Genomic DNA, 15,976 nt, shown 5'->3' on the forward strand with positions numbered 1-15,976 from the left:
GGTGTGACGCAACGCACGGCCGGTGGCCGCAGGCGGGCTCAGACGGCGCGGGACGCAGCGTCGAGCGGGGAGGGTGAGGCGCGGGGATTGATTGAGGGCCAGATATGGCGCGGAGGCGGGCGAGCCCATTGGCCGCTGGGTGGCGCACTGGCCGGGCTGGCGGGCAGGTAGTCGAGCGACCAGCCATGCATGGCCACCGCGCTGCCGTGGCCGATGGAAGAGCACAGCGGGCAGCCGGCCTGCAGGTCGCTCATCTGGTGCTGCTTCTGATCGTCGAGATCCACACCCAGGCTGTCGCTGCCGAGGTTGCAGAACACCACCCCGGCGCCGCTCAGATGCTGCCCGCTCATCTGACCCTGGTGGAAGCCGCAGGTCAGCAGACTCACCAGGGTGCACAGGTAGAGCACCAGGGTGAGTGAAAGGCGGTTGTCTTGGGTCAGATTCATGCGCGCAATTTTAGCACCGGTGCCCCGGCGCAGAGCTGCGGCGGCTGTGGCTTATTGCCGCATCAGGCGTCAAGGCGGTCAGGCTCCTCGGCAAACGGCAGTTGCGCGGCCTGTTCCAGCTCGTTGTCACGGTAGTTGGCCAGACACAGATGGATCGCCACATAGGTACCCACGACGATCAGCAGCGTTCCCAGTTCGATCAGCAACATGACTCAGGTCCACTCATCGATAATGACAAACGTCAGCTTAGATCATCTGCCATTCAGTTGCCTGCGGTCAGGTGTCGCGCAATGCCGCGCTTGAGCGGTGCCAGTTGTTGGGCAGCGCGTAGCGCCGCACCTCGCAGCAGGCGCATCGGCAGATGGTCATTGGTGTAGCACTCGACCAGCAGGTTGGTCGCCTGGTACAGCGGCCAGGTAGCCAGTCGCTGCTGGCGCTCGTAACGGGCCAGCAGGGCGATCGAGCCGATATCGCGGTTCAGTTGGTGAGCTTCGAGTAGCAGGCGACTGAGTCGTTGCACGCTGCCGAGGCCGAAGTTGAAGCCGTGGGCGGTAACCGGGTGCATGCCGACTGCGGCGTCGCCGATCAGCGCGGCGCGGTGAGTCGTCAGGCGGCGGGCGTAGGCGCCGACCAGCGGATAGACGTGGCGTTCGCTGACCAGCTCCATATTACCCAGCCGGTGAGCAAATAGGCTCTCCATTTCGCGGGCAAACGCCTGCGGATCAAGCTGCTGCAGCTGCTCGATTTCCCTTGGCGGTAGGGTAACTACCACCGAGGACTGCTTGCCGTTGAGCGGCAGCAGGGCGAGGGTCTGACCGTAGCCGAACCATTCCCAGGCAACCTGCTGGTGATCGGCTTCATGGTTCATGCGGCAGACCAGCATGCTTTTGCCGAAGTCCTTCATCTGCGCACCGATACCCAGCATCCTTCGGGTTTCCGAGAAGCGGCTGTCGGCGGCGATCAGCAGGCGGGTTTCCAGCCGGGTACCGTTATTCATCAGCAGTTCGACGCCGCCGCTATGCTGATGCACCTGGCGCAGCCGGGTGTCGCACAGCAGATGCACTCCGCCGACCGCCTGCAGGCTTTGCCAGGCGGCTTGCCGGATGGCGCGGTTGGCAACCAGATGACCGAGGTGATCAGAGCCCGCGTGGCGTGCCTGAATCTGCAGGGCAAAGGGTGACGGGCCGTTCATGACCTTGGCATCGCGCAGCAGGGCTACGTCCTCAACTGGCAACCGGGGCCAGATGTCGAGCTGCTCCAGCAGTGCCCGGGAGGCATGGGTCAGGGCAATCTCGCGGCCGTCGAACGCCGGGTCGGCCAGGCTGGCCTCGCTCTGGCGCTCGACCAATACGATGTTCAGGCCGCTTTCGGCCAGTGCGCGGGCCATGCACAGGCCGCTTGGGCCAGCGCCGATAATGGCAATATCGCAGTTCATGCGCAGCGTCTCCCTGGGAACAAAGGCCACCAGTCTGCGCCTGACCTGTTTAATGAACATTGCTCTGGGTCAGTGTGACGCCCCGGTGCACTGCGGCTGGCTGTCGCAGCGGCTCAGAAGGCGGCGATCAGTCGCCCGAGTGTGGCCATGGCCTGTTCGCTGGGTTCATCCCAGGGGTGCCCGTAGTTCAGCCGGGCGCAGTTGCGGTAGTGCCGGTTGGCCGAGAAGATCGGCCCCGGTGCCAGGCTGATGCCCTGCGCCAGCGCGTGCTGGAACAGCTGCAGCGAGTCGACCCGCCCGGGAAACTCGAACCACAGAAAGTACCCGCCATTGGGGCGGCTGACCCGGGTCTCACGGGGGAAGTGCCGCGCTGCCGAGGCCAGCATGGCCCGTTGCTGACTCTCCAGTGCGTGACGCAACTTGCGCAGGTGACGGTCGTAGCCGCCGTGCTGCAGGTAGTCGGCCAAGGCCGCCTGGGCAGGCACTGAAGGGGAAATGGTGGTCATCAGCTTGAGCCGGCTGACCTGCTCGGCAAAGCGCCCGGCTGCAACCCAGCCGACCCGATAACCCGGTGCCAGGCACTTGGAGAACGAGCCGCAGTGCATTACCAGTCCGTCGATATCGAAACTTTTGACCGGTCTGGGTGGCTTGGCACTGAAGTACAGTTCGGAGTAGACATCGTCCTCGATCATCGGCACCTGATGCTGCTTGAGCAGGGCATACAGCTGCTTTTTCTTGGCGTCGCTCATACTGGCGCCCAGCGGGTTCTGCAGGCTGCTCATAAACCAGCAGGCCTTGATCGGGAAGCGCTGCAGGCTGTCGGCGAGGCTTTCGAGGTCGATGCCTTCGCGTGGATGCACCGGGATCTCGACCGCCTTGAGCTGCAAGCGCTCCAGCACCTGCAAGGTGGCGTAGAACGCCGGGCTTTCGATGGCGACCAGGTCGCCGGGTTGGGTGACCGACTGCAGGCACAGGTTGAGCGCTTCCATCGCGCCATTGGTGATCACCAGTTCGTCCATCGGCAGTAGCATGCCGCTGACCATATAGCGCAGGGCGATCTGGCGGCGCAGGTCGGGGTTGCCGGCGGTCATGTCGGCAATCACCGAGTGGGGTTTCATGTCACGTGCGCTGCTGGCCAGCGATCGCGACAGCCGCGCCAGCGGAAACAGATCCGGACTGGGGAAGGCCGAGCCGAAGGCGACCATCTCCGGGTCCTTGAGCGAGCCAAGGACCGAGAACACCAGTTCGCTGACGTCCACATCGACGCTGCTGGACGCGTAGGGGCTGATGTTTGGCTCGCTCAACTGACGCCGGGCCAGCGCGTGGACAAAATAGCCCGAACGGGGTCTGGCCTGAATCAGGCCGCGATCCTCCAGCAGGTAGTAGGCCTGGAACACGGTCGATGGACTGACCCCATAGGTGCGGCTGGCGTGCCGCACCGAGGGGATCTTTTCGCCCGGCGCGATGACCCCGGTGCGGATCAGCTCGGCGATGTCGTCGGCCAGCTTTTCGTAGCGTTTCATCCGGTCCTGCGACTCTGAAGGTGATGTTCGCCACTGTAGGCCATCAAGCGCGCTCATGCGATATCAACGCACCGGCGGCGAGACGAAGGTGCTCTCGTCGCTGACCTTGCTCGTTGCATCGTTCAGGTCCTGCACCACAAACTGCAGTGGCTCGCTGCCAGCGGCGGTAGTCGGATCGCGGCGGCTGACCCGCACGGCAACCGTGCGGGTTTCGCCAGCGGCGACCTGGATGTTGTCCAGACCTTGCGTGTTGAACCGCTCGGCGCCTTCCAGGTTGATGCTGTATTCGCGGGGCTGCTGGGTCTTGTTCAGCACCTTAAGGGTGTAGATGTTCTCGATGTCGCCATTGCTGTTGGCGCGGAATACGCTGCGGTCGCGGCTGATATCCAGATCGATCAGCGAGCGTTCCTGCAGACCCCAGACCAAACCGCCGATCATCAGCAGCAGGGCGCTGGCGTAGCCGACCAGGCGCGGGCGCAACCAGTGTGTTTTACCGCCGGCCAGCGCGCGCTCGGAGGTGTAGCGAATCAGTCCGCGCGCATAGCCCATCTGATCCATGACGCCGTTGCAGGCGTCGATGCAGGCGCCGCAGCTGATGCAGTCGATTTGCAGGCCGTCGCGGATGTCGATGCCGGTCGGGCAGACCTGCACGCAGACAGTACAGTCGATGCAGTCGCCGAGACCTGCGGCGGCCGGGTCGCTGGTTTTCTTGCGCGGGCCGCGGGTTTCGCCGCGCGCCGCGTCGTAGGTGACCAGTTGGGTGTCGGCATCAAACATCGCGCTCTGGAAGCGCGAGTACGGGCACATGTGCACGCAGACCTGCTCGCGCAGCCAGCCTGCATTGAAGTAGGTGGCGGCGGTAAAGCACAGCAGCCAGAACGCGGTGGTCGCGCCAACCTGCCAGCTCAGCAGATCGCCGACCAGATCGCGCACCGGGGTAAAGTAACCGACGAAGCCGATGGCGGTCGCGAGGCTGATCGCCAGCCACAGGCCGTGCTTGGCGCCGCGGCGCAGCAGTTTGTTGAGCGACCAGGGCGCGGCGTCCAGACGAATGCGCTGGTGACGCTCACCTTCGGTGACTTTCTCCACCCACATGAACATCCAGGTCCAGACGCTCTGCGGGCAGCTGTAACCGCACCAGATCCGGCCGGCGACCACGGTGATAAAGAACAGGCCAAAGGCGGCAATCATCAGAGTCGCCGAGAGCAGGATGAAGTCCTGCGGCCAGAAAGTCGCACCGAAGATATGGAACTGCTTGCTGTCCAGGTCCCAGAGCACTGCCTGCTGACCGTTCCAGTCGATCCAGGCGGTACCGAAGAACAGCAGCATCAGTGCGCCGGCTCCCAGCAGGCGCAGGTTGCGGTACAGACCCTTGAAACTGCGGGTATGAATGGGGCCGCCCTGCTGGGCGGGCGTCAGGTCTTTCAGGGGAATGTGGCTGGTCATGGCATCAGGGCTCTTGGATTTTCAGGCTGCGGCGATGATGCGGGGATAGCTGCTTCGGTAACAGATTCAGATTCGATGCAAATAACCATGTCAGATGGGTGCCTCGTTCCGCTGGCCGGCGCAGCGTGTTTGCCTTCTCTGCGCATGCACGATGCGTAGTGCGGACAAAGCCAAAGGCGTGTCCGCGTATGCTTTTCGTGGGCGCTGGCGGCAAGCTTTGCGAGGACTCAAAAACGTCTAAGGCTAGCTTTAGGCGTCTCTAGTTTGCCTGCCGACTTTCATCAGGCGAGGGCCCGCGGGCTGCTTCTGAATCAGCCTTTCGCGTTCACGGCGAGCCAAGGGGGGCTGCTTGCCCAGCCCCCCAAGGGAAGCGCTTGCCCATTCCGCATGCCCTCTGCGAGTGCTCAAGCGTGCAGATGCAAGGCGCGATGTGCGGCCAATAGTGGTTCTATTGGCAAGCAGCGCAACGCAGCAGATGCATGCTTGAGCGCCCGCCCTGCGGGGCGTTCATGCTGGGCCGCACTCTGCGTTGTGGTCTCTCGACAGGTCCCGACATGCCTTCAAAACCACGCCTTGATTGCAGCCCAGCTTGAACGTCAGAGGGTATGTGGAATGGGTTAGCGCTTCCCTGTATCCCCCGGGGCACCCGACTACGCGGCCCTTCGGGTTCGCTGTGTTGCTCGGTTTGACGGGGATCGGCAGAACTCGGCTCTGCGAGCCTCAGACAGGCTGCCGCTCTTCTTCCCGCCAAACCTGCGCTACTCGCCCGCGTAAACGGGACGAAACCCAGTGCACACTCAATCCTTCAAGTATTTGGTCAACAGCCGCACCGCAACCGCATGCGGTGTTGCCTTGCGCTTTAAGAAAAACAGCGTCTTCAGTACAACTGATACGGTTTTTTTAGCAGGATCTGAGGCTGGTATGGGCTCAGCTGCATCCGCATAGTGGCCGCCCTGATGATCCTGTGCGGGAGGCCTGCTGGTTGCGGGAACTGCCGCCTGCCGAGAGGTGAGCATGTACCACTACGATGAGTATGACCGGGCGCTGGTTGCCGAGCGGGTCGCCCAGTTTCGTGATCAGATCAGCCGGCGGCTGAGCGGCGAGCTGAGCGAGGAGGAGTTTTTGCCGCTGCGTCTGCAGAACGGCCTGTACCTGCAACGGCATGCCTACATGCTGCGGGTGGCGATTCCCTACGGCACGCTGTCGGCGGATCAGTTGCGTGCGCTGGCGAGTGTCGCGCGGGATTTCGACCGCGGCTACGGCCACTTCACCACGCGCCAGAACATTCAGTTCAACTGGATCGAGTTGGAGCAGGTAGGCGACATTCTGGCTCGGCTGGCGGCAGTCGACATGCACGCGATTCAGACCTCCGGCAACTGCGTGCGCAATATCAGCACCGACGCCTTTGCCGGGGTGGCGGCCGATGAGGTGCTCGATCCGCGGCCGCTGGCCGAGATTCTGCGCCAGTGGTCGACGATCAATCCGGAGTTTCTCTACCTGCCACGCAAGTTCAAGATTGCCCTGTGCTCGGCCAGCGAAGACCGTGCGGCGGTGATGATGCACGACATCGGGCTCTATCTGTACCGGGATGCCGCGGGTGAGATGCTGTTCGACGTCATGGTCGGCGGCGGCCTGGGGCGTACGCCGATTCTGTCGCAGCCGATCCGTCGGGCGCTGCCCTGGCAGCACCTTTTGTCCTACGTCGAGGCGGTGCTGCGGGTCTATAACCGCCACGGCCGCCGGGACAACAAGTACAAGGCGCGCATCAAGATTCTGGTCAAGGCGCTCGGCATCGACGCTTTTGCCCGCGAGGTCGAGGCCGAATGGCAGCACATCAAGGATGGCCCCGCCGAGCTGACCCGCGCCGAGTATGAGCGCGTCGCCGCCAGTTTTCAGCCGCCGAGCTACCCGCCGCAGCCAGCGGTGGACCTGGAATTTGGCAGCGCGCTGGCGCGCGACGCCGGGTTTGCCCGCTGGGTGCAGCGCAACACCCATGCGCACAAGCAGCCGGGTTATGTGTCGGTCACGCTGTCGACCAAACCGGGTGCCGACATGCCGCCCGGTGACGTGACTGCCGAGCAGATGGAGCAGGTGGCGCTGATGTCCGAGCGCTTTGGCTTCTGCGAGATTCGGGTCGCCCACGAACAGAATCTGGTGCTGCCGGATGTCGCCAAGGCAGACCTGTACGCGCTCTGGCAGCAGGCCTGCGCATTTGGTCTGGCGACAGCCAATATCGGCCTGCTGACCGACGTGATTGCCTGCCCCGGCGGCGATTACTGTTCACTGGCCAACGCCAAGTCCATCCCGGTGGCGCAGGCGATTCAACAGCGCTTTGCCGACCCCGAGCTGCTGCAGGATCTGGGCGAGATCAGTCTGAACATTTCCGGCTGCATGAACGCCTGTGGTCATCATCACATTGGCAATATCGGCATTCTTGGCGTTGATAAAAACGGCAGCGAGTGGTATCAGCTCACCATCGGTGGGGCGCAGGGCAAGCAGAGCGCGTTGGGCAAGGTGATCGGTCCGGCCTTCAGTGCCGAGGACGTGCCCGAGGTGATTGCCCAGCTGGCCGAGGTGTACCGCGAGCAGCGGCAGGGCACGGAGCGCTTTGTCGATACCGTCGCGCGTATCGGCCTCGCCCCGTTCAAGGCGCGGGTGTATCCGGCGCAGGAGGTGCGCGCATGAACAATCTGATAAGGCTGACTGAGCATGGGCCGGAGTTGATCCGCGATGACGGCTGGTCGCTGGCGCTGACGGAGGGAGAGACGGTTGCCGGACCGCGGATTCTCAGTCTGGACGGCTGGCTGCAATGCCAGCCCGCGGCGGTGCTCGGCGGTCTTGTGCCCAGCGCGGACGCGGTCTGCCTGCAACCCGATGACGAGGCCGAGCGGCTGCAACCCTATCTGGCGGTGCTGCCGCTGATTGCCGTGCTGTTCCCGAGCTTTCGCGACGGCCGTGGCTACAGCCAGGCTTACCTGCTGCGCACCCGCATCGGCTGGACCGGCGAACTGCGCGCGGTGGGGGATGTGCTGCGTGATCAGCTCAGCCACATGCGCCAGTGCGGCTTTGATGCCTTTGCCGTGCGCGAGGACAAGTCTGTCGAGGATGCCATCAAGGGGCTGAGCGGCATGAGCGTGCTCTATGGGCGCTCGGCGATTGAGCCGCGGCCGCTGTTTCGTCGACGGACTAGCACATGCTGAAGGGGCTGCTCTTGCTGGTGGTGATGCAGGCGGTTGGTGCGTTGCTGCAGGCTGTCTGGTTGCCGATGCTGCCCGCGCCGGTCATCGGCTTGCTGCTGCTGTTGGCGTTGCTGGTGCTGCTTGGCCGGATTCCTGAGTGGCTGGAGCAGGCGAGCGCGGCATTGCTTGGCTATCTGCCGCTGATGCTGGCGATTCCGGCGACCGGTATTCTGTTCGGCGGTGATGTGCTGCTGGCGCAACTGCCTGCGATTGGCGCGGGGTTGGTTGTATCGCTGCTGCTGTGCATTCCGCTGTGCGGCGTGCTGATGCAGCGGCTGATGACCGGGAGCCGGGAAGATGACTGACGCGCTGCTGCAGGTGGTCCATGCGCCACTGACCGCCATCGCGCTGACGCTGGCGGCGTTTGTGTTTGCGCTCTGGCTCTACCGACGCACCGGCTGGCTGGTGCTGCAGCCGGTATTGATTACCATGCTGCTGATTATTGCCGGTATCCGCCTGTTGCAGCTGGATTATGCCGCCTACCGTGAAGCTGTTGTGCCTATCTCCTGGTTGCTCGGGCCCACCACAGTCGCGCTGGCGGTGCCCCTGTATCGGAATTTGCGGCGTATTCGCGCCAATCTCTGGCCGGTGCTGGTGACACTGCTGGTTGGTGGGAGCGCCAGCGTGGTGTTGACCTTGCTGGCCGCCTGGTTACTGGGGGCAGACCTGTCGGTGCTGATGACCCTGGCGACCAAGTCGGTGACCATGCCGATTGCCATGCCGCTGGCCGAGCAACTGGGCGGGCTGGCGGCGCTGGCCGCCGTGCTGGTGATGTTGACCGGTGTATTGGGCACCGTGATGTTGCCGCCGTTGCTGAAGCTCGCCGGGGTCAATCACCCGGCGGCGCGGGGCATGGCCTACGGCATGAATGCGCATGCGGTGGGTACGGCCCGGGCGCTGGAGGAGGGCGATGAATGTGCGGCCTTTTCTGCGCTGGCGATGGGCGCGCTGGGTGTGCTGACCGCCTTGCTGCTGCCTGCAGTGGTGCTTGCCTGGCGCTGGTTGGGCGCTTGAGCACTAATCTACTAGGCTCATGGGGTATGTCAGGATCAACCAATGGAGGTACAGACAATGGGCATCGAGAACCACGAGCTGCACGGGGAGTTCCCGCAATACAGTGACCTTATCGATCAACTGGCCGAGGCTGATACGCACTTCAGGCAGCTACTGAACGAATATGCCAGTCTTGACCGTGAGATCATGCGGCTGGAAAAGCGCGAGTCGCCGGTGGAGGACACCACCTTTCAGCAGATGAAAAAGCAGCGTGCCCATCTCAAGGATCAACTGTACGGCCTCTTGTTGAAAGCGGCGCGCGACTGATCAGGCGCACGCCGGTTGCTGGCGGGCAAGGCTACTTCAGGCCGCGAGCCAGCGCATCAGCAACGCGTACCGCAGATCGGTCAGCGGCGGGCGCGGAATACGCACTCGGTGGCCGTTCCCCGGTGCCACCTCAATGTCGCTGCCGTGACGGTCCTGCAGGGCTTCCAGCACAAAGCTGTGGTTGCCCTGCGGGGTCATCAGCTCCAGTTGGTCGCCGATGGCGAAGCGGTTTTTTACATCGATCTCGATCCAGTCGCTGGTTTCGCCGGTCAGCTCGCCAACAAACTGGTGGCGGGTCATGCGCGAGGCACCCTGCTCGTAGTTCTGATACACCCCGGGTGGGTGGCGGCGGTAGAAGCCTTCGGTGTAGCCGCGGTTGGCCAGGCTCTCCAGATCGTCCATCAGGCCCAGATTGAAAGGGCGACCGGCCACCGCGTCATCGATCGCCTGGCGGTACACCTGCACCGTGCGGGCAACGTAGAAGTGCGACTTGGTGCGGCCTTCAATCTTCAGCGAATCGACCCCCATCTGCACAAAGCGCTCGACATGCTGCACTGCGCGCAAGTCTTTGGAGTTCATGATGTAGGTGCCGTGCTCATCTTCTTCGATGGCCATCGGCTCATCCGGCTTGTCGTGCTGGGTGATGAGTTGCACCGGCTGCGTCAGAGGCTCGATATTGCCCTCGGCGGTTTCGACCGCGGGTTGCACGTCGTACTGCCAGCGGCAGGCGTTGGTGCAGGCGCCCTGGTTGGCGTCGCGGTGGTTGAAGTAGCCGGACAGCAGGCAGCGCCCGGAGTAGGCGATACAGAGCGCGCCGTGGACGAATACTTCAAGGCCCACGTCCGGGCAGCGCTGACGGATTTCTTCAACCTCTTCCAGCGACAGTTCGCGCGACAGAATGATGCGCTCCAGCCCCAGCTGCTGCCAGAACTTCACCGTCGCCCAGTTGACCGCGTTGGCCTGCACCGACAGGTGCACCGGCAGCTCCGGCCAGCGCTCGCGTACCAGCATGATCAGCCCTGGGTCCGACATGATCAGCGCATCTGGCCCCATGGCGACCACCGGTTCAAGGTCGCGCAGGTAGGTGGCGACCTTGCTGTTGTGGGCCGCGATATTGCTGGCTAGATAGAAACGCTTGCCGAGTGCGTGTGCTTCCTTGATGCCCTCGGCCATGACCTCCGGGTTGTGGAAGTCGTTCTCGCGCACGCGCAGACTGTAGCGCGGCTGACCGGCGTACACCGCGTCGGCGCCATAGGCGAAGGCGTAGCGCATGGCTTTGAGGGTGCCGGCCGGGGCCAGCAGTTCGGGGGCATTGGGCATGATCGGGACCTGCGAAAAAAGGTCGCAGCTTAGTGGCTTGGTCTGTCTGACGTATTGACCGAGATCAGGGCTTCCCTTGGCCGCTGCCGGTGGATGACGCACAATGCCAGCTTCCTTGGGATGAGCCCGACTTATGGATATCAGCCTCGCCAGAACCTTTCTTGAAGTTGTCCGCAGCGGCAGTCTGATCGCTGCTTCAGAGCAGCTGCACGTGACCCAGGCGGCGGTGACGGCGCGCATCCAGAGTCTGGAGTCGCAGCTCAATTGCCGCCTGTTCGTGCGCAACCGCGGCGGCGCCAGGCTGACCCGCGACGGTGAGCTGTTTGTTACCTATGCCAACCAACTGGTGCAGACCTGGGAGGCGGCGCAGCGCGACCTGCCGTTGATCAGTGGTATCGACAGCGTCTTGCACCTGGGCTGCGAAACCAGCCTCTACAATCCGCTGATGCTGCATTGGGTGCGCTTGCTGCGGGCAGAGCAGGGCAGTCAGGCGGTGCACACCGAGGTTGGCGAAGGTGCGGCGCTGCAGCGCCGCCTGGAGCAGGGCACGCTGGATGCGGCGCTGGTGTTCCAGCCAAGCTACTGGCCGGGCCTGCAGGTCGAGGAGCTGTTGGAAGAGAAGCTGATTCAGGTATGCCTGCCGAGCCAGCCCGAGCCCTATATCTACATCGACTGGGGGGACGCCTTTCGCCAGCAGCATGATCGCGCCCTGCCGGACAAGGCCAAGGCTGAACTGACCTTCAATCTGGGGCCGATGGCCCTGCAGTACCTGCTCAGCTGCGGCGGCAGTGGTTATTTTCGTACCCGGGTGGTGCAGAGCTATCTGGACAGTGGACAGCTGCAGCGGGTGCCCCGGGCACCGGAATTCAGCTTCCCGACCTGGCTGGTCTACTCTCGCGAGCGTGACAGTGCGGAACTGCAGCAGGCGATCACGCTACTGCGTCAGGCCGCGACAGACAGCCATGACTGGTCACAGCGCTGGGATTAGGCCTTCAATCAGCGCCGGCCCGGATAGTCATCAACATGCTGCGTTGCAGCGCGGCGATCAGGTCGGTTTGGGTCACCATGCCGACCAGCCTGCCCTGCTCAACAACCGGCAAACAATGCAGCCCCTGACTGGAGAGCATTGGCACCAGCTGGGTGATGTGCAGGTCGGGTACTACGGCAATCACTGGCGAGGTCATGACCTCGCTCAGGGGCGATTTTTCGCCGCCGCCGCGGCGCAGCAGCCGGAAGCTGCCGCTGCGGCCGACAAAGTTGGCCAGGTCGGTCAGGCTGACGATCCCCACCAGCGCCTGCTCTGCATCCAGCACTGGCAGTACTCGCAAACGGTGCGTGTGCAACAGATCCAGCGCTTCGCGCACCCGCGTCTCGGGTGTAGCGCAGCGCAGGTCGCGGGACATGATGTCGCGCACGTGGATGGCACCCATGCTGCGGCGCAAGGCTGAAGCCTCAACCTTGTCGATCAGTTGCGTCAGGTCTTCGCGGGTCAGGTCGACAAAGCCGCCAAATTCATTCAGCGCGGCATCCAGATCAGCATCGGTAAACCCCACGCGCATCTCTGGCGTGCGGTCGCTGGTGTGGTGCAGGTCGACCTGCGGTTGCGGTCGCTTGGGATATCGTACGCCGGTCAGATTGTTGTAGAGCAGGGCAATGGCCAGCAGCGAGAGGGCGTTGAGCATCACCGGCAGCACGGCTTTTTCGCCCAGCGCCTGGAGAGCCGGCCCGGCCAGCACCACGCACAGCGCCACTGCGCCCCCCGGTGGGTGCAGGCAACGCAGCGCGAACATGACCAGTAACGATAGCGCGACAGCCACAGCAGCCATCTCGATGCTATGGCCTCCCAACTGGGCGACGAGGGTAGCCACGAGGGCGGAGATCAGGTAGCTGCCAAAGATTGACCAGGGTTGGGCCAGCGCCCCGGAAGGGACTGCGAAGAGCAAAATGGCGGAGGCCCCCAGTGGGCCGATCAGCAGCACGGCGACTGCCGGACCAAAGACCAGTTGGCATAGCCAGACGCTGAAAAACAGTCCGAGCGCGGCTCCGCAGGCGGCACGTACCCACTCGCGGGGACGGGTGTGTAGTTGCCGGCCCGGAAGAACAGTCAGGCGGCGCGGGGCGTGGTGGGTAGTCACGTCGGTGGTGTCGGTCATGGTATCGCTTGTTTAAAGGTGAAAACGGGGTATTGCGCAGAGGGTCAGCGCGATTTGCGCTCGGCGTCGTCGGGCGTCGACTCGATAAAGCACCGCAGGCAGCAGAGGATGCCGCCCCACAGCAGCGTGAGTAGGACCACCAGCAGGATCATGACGCGGTACGCGGAGCTGCCGACGCGACCACGCAACGCCCTACGCCGTGAGGCGTGCGGGCGGTGCAGAGAGGAGGGTGGTCGGCGGTGATCATGGCGGCTCTGACAACAGGGATGGCTCAGGAGGTGACCCGCGTCAGTTTGTCGCCGTCCTTGATTAATGTCAAATCAATAATAATTTTCTATGAAATAGATTTAATTTGATTAAAATCAGGTTGGTGGGGTCAGCCAGGCCGCGCTGCTGCCCCGTTGCTCGCTGCCGATGCGCAGCTCCGCCCGTGCCACACTGCGCAGGTGAACCTCGTCTGGACCGTCGGCCAGGCGCAGCGTACGGCCGGTTGTGTATAGGTCGGCCAGCGGGGTATCCGGGCTGAGCCCCATGGCACCGAGGACCTGGATCGCGCGATCGGCCACGCGGCAAAGCATGCGTGGTACCACCACCTTGATCATGGCGATTTCCCGTCGTGCGCCGCGGGCGCCAACATGATCGAGCAGCCAGGCGGTTTTCAGCACAAGCAGGCGTGCCTGCTCGATGTCGATACGTGACTCGGCGATAGCATCGCCAACATTGGCGTGCTGGCTCAGATAGCGGCCGAAGGTCTGGCGTTCCTGGGCGCGCTCGCGCATCAACTCCAGCGCGAGCTCGGCCATGCCGATGGCGCGCATGCAATGGTGAACGCGGCCCGGGCCAAGGCGCGCCTGTGCCATGGCAAAACCGCCGCCTTCTTCGCCCAACAGGTTGCTGCAGGGCACACGTACGTTGCGTAGAACAATTTCGGCATGACCTTCCGGGGAGTGATGGTTGAGTACGCTGATGTTTCGCACCACGCTGACCCCCTCGCTGTCCATTGGCACCAGCAGCATGCTCTGCTGGCGGTGGGCGTCGGCATCGGGATCGGTCTTGCCCATGACAATCATCACTTTGCAGTCCGGATGGTTGCCATTGGTGATAAACCATTTGCGCCCGTTGACCACATATTGGTCGCCTTCGCGGCGAATCAGAGTCTGGATGTTGCGGGCGTCCGAAGAGGCAACATCCGGTTCGGTCATGGCAAAGGCCGAGCGGATCTCGCCCGCCAGCAGTGGATGCAGCCATTGTTGCTGTTGTGCCGAGCTGCCGAACAAATGCAGCAGCTCCATGTTGCCGGTATCCGGGGCGTTGCAGTTGAATACCTCGGAGGCCCAGGGCAGGCGGCCCATGATTTCGGCCAGCGGCGCGTAATCCAGGTTGCTGAGGCCGGACTCGGCTGGAAGAAACAGGTTCCACAGGCCCTCTTCGCGGGCCAAGGCCTTGAGGTCGGGCATAAAGGAGGCCGGTGGTGGTGCCTGGCGGGTTTCCTGCAGCCACTGAGCGTGCCGCGGCAGTACGTGGGCGTCGATAAAGTCCTGTAGCTGTCGGCCTAAGGTCTGACTGCGTTCGCTGGCTTGAAAGTCCATGGACAGCTCCTTCACTTGGATTGATAAAAGACCCTACGCCTGCCTGTGTCGCTTGATAAGCAAGCTCGATGACGGCGATTGCCGTTCATCAGGCTGGCTGCTAATTGACCGCCATCAAGGCGTTACAGCAGCACCATGGCCTTGGCCAGAAACAACAGCAACAGCATGTGACACAGCACGCTTAGATGAATGCGCCTGGAAATCTGTGGCCGCATTCGGCCAGTGCGTAGCAGCACTATAACGCCGACAAAATGCAGCAGAATGATCACTGACACGGCGATTTTCAGTGCCAGGAGGGTGGCAAAGTGGCTGGCTAGCGGGTCGGCCAAAACACTGCGGTAGCGCCAGGCTAGAACCAGGCCGGCGCTGTACAGCACCAGCACCACCCAGTGCATCACTTGCCGGGCACGCTGCCCCAGTGCAGTGGTCAATTGTTGGCGCGGCGCATCATCTAGGCTCTGCGCCGCGCGGCTGAGGATCATAACCTCGAAGAAAACGCCGCCGACAAAAAAAGCAGCGGCGTTGAGGTGGGCAAACTTGAGCAACAGATAGGTCATGCTTGAGTGCCTGTACGCGAGCTTTCGGCCAGTCTAGTCGAGCAGCGCGGGCCGGCCCTGACACAGATCAAGTCTCTGCCGTCCACCCAGCCCTAGCATCCAGTGATTTGTCGGGAGAAATAGCGATGCTTGAGGTTCACTACTTTGCCAGCCTGCGCGAGCGCTTTGGGTGCGAGCATGAACAGTTGGACTGGAATCCCGAGATGACCAATCTCGATGCAGTGCGCCGCCACCTGCTGCAACGTGGTGGCGAGTGGACTGCGCTGGCCGCGCGCAATCTGATGTGTGCCCGTAATCGCGAGCTGTGCTCGTTGCAAACGGCGATTAATGATGGTGATGAGGTGGCGTTCTTTCCGCCGGTAACTGGCGGGTGACAGCTTGTCGCACCTCCTCCGGTGTACCTCCACGGGGGAATGGGAAACGACCGGACAGCAGCGCAGGCTGTAGGATAATTACCCGTTACAAGAGAGCCCTATGGTACATCTGTCCCGCTCTGAATTCGTCCCCCTCAACCTGGCCGTATTAACGATCAGTGACACCCGTAGCCTGGCTGATGACGCCTCAGGAGATGCTTTGGTTGCCGGTTTGCAGGCGGCAGGACATTACCTGCAGGCGCGGGCGCTAGTGACCGACGACATCTGGCAAATCCGCGCCATTGTGTGTCAGTGGATCGCCGATGCTCAGGTGCAGGTCGTGTTGATGACCGGTGGCACCGGGTTTACCGCGCGGGATAATACGCCGCAGGCCGTTGTCCCGCTACTGGACAAGCAGGTGGATGGTTTTGGTGAACTGTTCCGTCACTTGTCGCTAGCAGCCTGTTGAAATTCGCCGCGATGATTACGTCCACTGCTTCTGGCAGCAGCGGTCGCGCTCGTTTACTTCCCGTTTAGGGCGCCAATCGATGGAAATAGCCCGATTTGGCGTGCTCCAGGCGCACCTTCCCCGTCA

General features: G+C 63.0%; 16 protein-coding genes and 1 pseudogene. 8 read left to right on the forward strand and 9 right to left on the reverse strand.

Annotation, left to right across the window (positions count from 1 at the left end):
- Positions 1 to 38 precede the first annotated feature (38 nt).
- The 5 genes from AC13EY_RS10515 to ccoG form a co-directional block, all read right to left on the reverse strand.
- Positions 39 to 446, reverse strand: coding sequence for a DUF2946 domain-containing protein (locus tag AC13EY_RS10515; RefSeq protein ID WP_228246997.1), 408 nt, complete (start codon positions 444 to 446; stop codon positions 39 to 41).
- A gap of 62 nt (positions 447 to 508) precedes the next feature.
- Positions 509 to 655, reverse strand: coding sequence for a hypothetical protein (locus tag AC13EY_RS10520; RefSeq protein WP_160003199.1), 147 nt, complete (start codon positions 653 to 655; stop codon positions 509 to 511).
- Between the two features lie 53 nt (positions 656 to 708).
- Positions 709 to 1,881 carry a 5-demethoxyubiquinol-8 5-hydroxylase UbiM gene (ubiM, locus tag AC13EY_RS10525; protein ID WP_228246998.1) on the reverse strand — a complete coding sequence of 391 codons (1,173 nt, stop codon included), beginning with the start codon at positions 1,879 to 1,881 and terminating at the stop codon, positions 709 to 711.
- A gap of 113 nt (positions 1,882 to 1,994) precedes the next feature.
- Positions 1,995 to 3,404: a GntR family transcriptional regulator MpaR gene (gene mapR / locus AC13EY_RS10530; RefSeq protein WP_228246999.1), complete on the reverse strand. Its 1,410-nt coding sequence runs from the start codon at positions 3,402 to 3,404 to the stop codon at positions 1,995 to 1,997.
- Positions 3,405 to 3,467: 63 nt separating this feature from the next.
- The gene (gene ccoG, locus AC13EY_RS10535) at positions 3,468 to 4,850 is read right to left on the reverse strand and encodes a cytochrome c oxidase accessory protein CcoG (RefSeq protein WP_228247000.1); all 1,383 of its coding nucleotides are present in this window, start codon (positions 4,848 to 4,850) and stop codon (positions 3,468 to 3,470) included.
- 1,014 nt (positions 4,851 to 5,864) lie between these two features.
- Here ccoG and AC13EY_RS10540 point away from each other — a divergent pair.
- The 5 genes from AC13EY_RS10540 to AC13EY_RS10560 are packed head-to-tail and all read left to right on the forward strand — an operon-like array spanning position 5,865 to position 9,409.
- A complete protein-coding gene (locus AC13EY_RS10540; protein WP_335599982.1) occupies positions 5,865 to 7,535 on the forward strand; it encodes a nitrite/sulfite reductase in 1,671 nt (556 codons plus the stop codon).
- Positions 7,532 to 8,050, forward strand: a complete 519-nt coding sequence (locus AC13EY_RS10545; RefSeq protein WP_335599981.1) for a DUF934 domain-containing protein — start codon at positions 7,532 to 7,534, stop codon at positions 8,048 to 8,050. The genes AC13EY_RS10540 and AC13EY_RS10545 overlap by 4 nt, the downstream gene beginning before the upstream one ends.
- Positions 8,044 to 8,394, forward strand: a complete 351-nt coding sequence (locus AC13EY_RS10550) for a CidA/LrgA family protein (RefSeq protein ID WP_335599980.1) — start codon at positions 8,044 to 8,046, stop codon at positions 8,392 to 8,394. Before AC13EY_RS10545 ends, AC13EY_RS10550 begins: the two co-directional genes overlap by 7 nt.
- A complete protein-coding gene (locus AC13EY_RS10555; RefSeq protein WP_335599979.1) occupies positions 8,387 to 9,103 on the forward strand; it encodes an LrgB family protein in 717 nt (238 codons plus the stop codon). Before AC13EY_RS10550 ends, AC13EY_RS10555 begins: the two co-directional genes overlap by 8 nt.
- Positions 9,104 to 9,145: 42 nt before the next feature.
- Positions 9,146 to 9,409 (forward strand): HP1242/YdcH family protein, encoded by a 264-nt coding sequence (locus AC13EY_RS10560; protein WP_228247005.1) that lies wholly within the window; start codon positions 9,146 to 9,148, stop codon positions 9,407 to 9,409.
- Between the two features lie 36 nt (positions 9,410 to 9,445).
- On the opposite strand, the gene trhP is transcribed toward AC13EY_RS10560, so the two are convergent.
- Positions 9,446 to 10,729 (reverse strand): prephenate-dependent tRNA uridine(34) hydroxylase TrhP, encoded by a 1,284-nt coding sequence (gene trhP, locus AC13EY_RS10565; RefSeq protein ID WP_335599957.1) that lies wholly within the window; start codon positions 10,727 to 10,729, stop codon positions 9,446 to 9,448.
- A 133-nt stretch (positions 10,730 to 10,862) separates the two neighbouring features.
- Here trhP and AC13EY_RS10570 point away from each other — a divergent pair, with 133 nt between their 5' ends.
- Positions 10,863 to 11,717 (forward strand): LysR family transcriptional regulator, encoded by an 855-nt coding sequence (locus AC13EY_RS10570; protein WP_482876374.1) that lies wholly within the window; start codon positions 10,863 to 10,865, stop codon positions 11,715 to 11,717.
- Positions 11,718 to 11,721: 4 nt separating this feature from the next.
- Here AC13EY_RS10570 and AC13EY_RS10575 read toward each other — a convergent pair whose 3' ends face one another.
- The 3 genes from AC13EY_RS10575 to AC13EY_RS10585 form a co-directional block, all read right to left on the reverse strand.
- The gene (locus tag AC13EY_RS10575) at positions 11,722 to 12,882 is read right to left on the reverse strand and encodes an HPP family protein (protein ID WP_335599955.1); all 1,161 of its coding nucleotides are present in this window, start codon (positions 12,880 to 12,882) and stop codon (positions 11,722 to 11,724) included.
- Between the two features lie 362 nt (positions 12,883 to 13,244).
- Positions 13,245 to 14,471, reverse strand: a complete 1,227-nt coding sequence (locus AC13EY_RS10580) for an acyl-CoA dehydrogenase family protein (protein WP_482876376.1) — start codon at positions 14,469 to 14,471, stop codon at positions 13,245 to 13,247.
- Between the two features lie 122 nt (positions 14,472 to 14,593).
- A complete protein-coding gene (locus tag AC13EY_RS10585) occupies positions 14,594 to 15,028 on the reverse strand; it encodes a hypothetical protein (RefSeq protein ID WP_482876378.1) in 435 nt (144 codons plus the stop codon).
- A 125-nt stretch (positions 15,029 to 15,153) separates the two neighbouring features.
- Here AC13EY_RS10585 and moaD point away from each other — a divergent pair, with 125 nt between their 5' ends.
- Positions 15,154 to 15,402: a molybdopterin converting factor subunit 1 gene (gene moaD / locus AC13EY_RS10590; RefSeq protein WP_335600024.1), complete on the forward strand. Its 249-nt coding sequence runs from the start codon at positions 15,154 to 15,156 to the stop codon at positions 15,400 to 15,402.
- A 100-nt stretch (positions 15,403 to 15,502) separates the two neighbouring features.
- Positions 15,503 to 15,841, forward strand: a pseudogene (locus tag AC13EY_RS10595) (molybdopterin-binding protein); the annotation flags it as partial.
- Positions 15,842 to 15,976 lie beyond the last annotated feature (135 nt).

The sequence above is a fragment of the Halopseudomonas sp. L-58 genome (assembly GCF_056859475.1).

Excerpts from the sequence above, each read along its gene's own strand:
- AC13EY_RS10515 (WP_228246997.1), bottom strand. The coding sequence starts at position 446 with ATGAATCTGACCCAAGACAACCGCCTTTCACTCACCCTGGTGCTCTAC.
- AC13EY_RS10520 (WP_160003199.1), bottom strand. The coding sequence starts at position 655 with ATGTTGCTGATCGAACTGGGAACGCTGCTGATCGTCGTGGGTACCTAT.
- ubiM (WP_228246998.1), bottom strand. The coding sequence starts at position 1,881 with ATGAACTGCGATATTGCCATTATCGGCGCTGGCCCAAGCGGCCTGTGC.
- mapR (WP_228246999.1), bottom strand. The coding sequence starts at position 3,404 with ATGAAACGCTACGAAAAGCTGGCCGACGACATCGCCGAGCTGATCCGC.
- ccoG (WP_228247000.1), bottom strand. The coding sequence starts at position 4,850 with ATGACCAGCCACATTCCCCTGAAAGACCTGACGCCCGCCCAGCAGGGC.
- AC13EY_RS10540 (WP_335599982.1), top strand. The coding sequence starts at position 5,865 with ATGTACCACTACGATGAGTATGACCGGGCGCTGGTTGCCGAGCGGGTC.
- AC13EY_RS10545 (WP_335599981.1), top strand. The coding sequence starts at position 7,532 with ATGAACAATCTGATAAGGCTGACTGAGCATGGGCCGGAGTTGATCCGC.
- AC13EY_RS10550 (WP_335599980.1), top strand. The coding sequence starts at position 8,044 with ATGCTGAAGGGGCTGCTCTTGCTGGTGGTGATGCAGGCGGTTGGTGCG.
- AC13EY_RS10555 (WP_335599979.1), top strand. The coding sequence starts at position 8,387 with ATGACTGACGCGCTGCTGCAGGTGGTCCATGCGCCACTGACCGCCATC.
- AC13EY_RS10560 (WP_228247005.1), top strand. The coding sequence starts at position 9,146 with ATGGAGGTACAGACAATGGGCATCGAGAACCACGAGCTGCACGGGGAG.
- trhP (WP_335599957.1), bottom strand. The coding sequence starts at position 10,729 with ATGCCCAATGCCCCCGAACTGCTGGCCCCGGCCGGCACCCTCAAAGCC.
- AC13EY_RS10570 (WP_482876374.1), top strand. The coding sequence starts at position 10,863 with ATGGATATCAGCCTCGCCAGAACCTTTCTTGAAGTTGTCCGCAGCGGC.
- AC13EY_RS10575 (WP_335599955.1), bottom strand. The coding sequence starts at position 12,882 with ATGACCGACACCACCGACGTGACTACCCACCACGCCCCGCGCCGCCTG.
- AC13EY_RS10580 (WP_482876376.1), bottom strand. The coding sequence starts at position 14,471 with ATGGACTTTCAAGCCAGCGAACGCAGTCAGACCTTAGGCCGACAGCTA.
- AC13EY_RS10585 (WP_482876378.1), bottom strand. The coding sequence starts at position 15,028 with ATGACCTATCTGTTGCTCAAGTTTGCCCACCTCAACGCCGCTGCTTTT.
- moaD (WP_335600024.1), top strand. The coding sequence starts at position 15,154 with ATGCTTGAGGTTCACTACTTTGCCAGCCTGCGCGAGCGCTTTGGGTGC.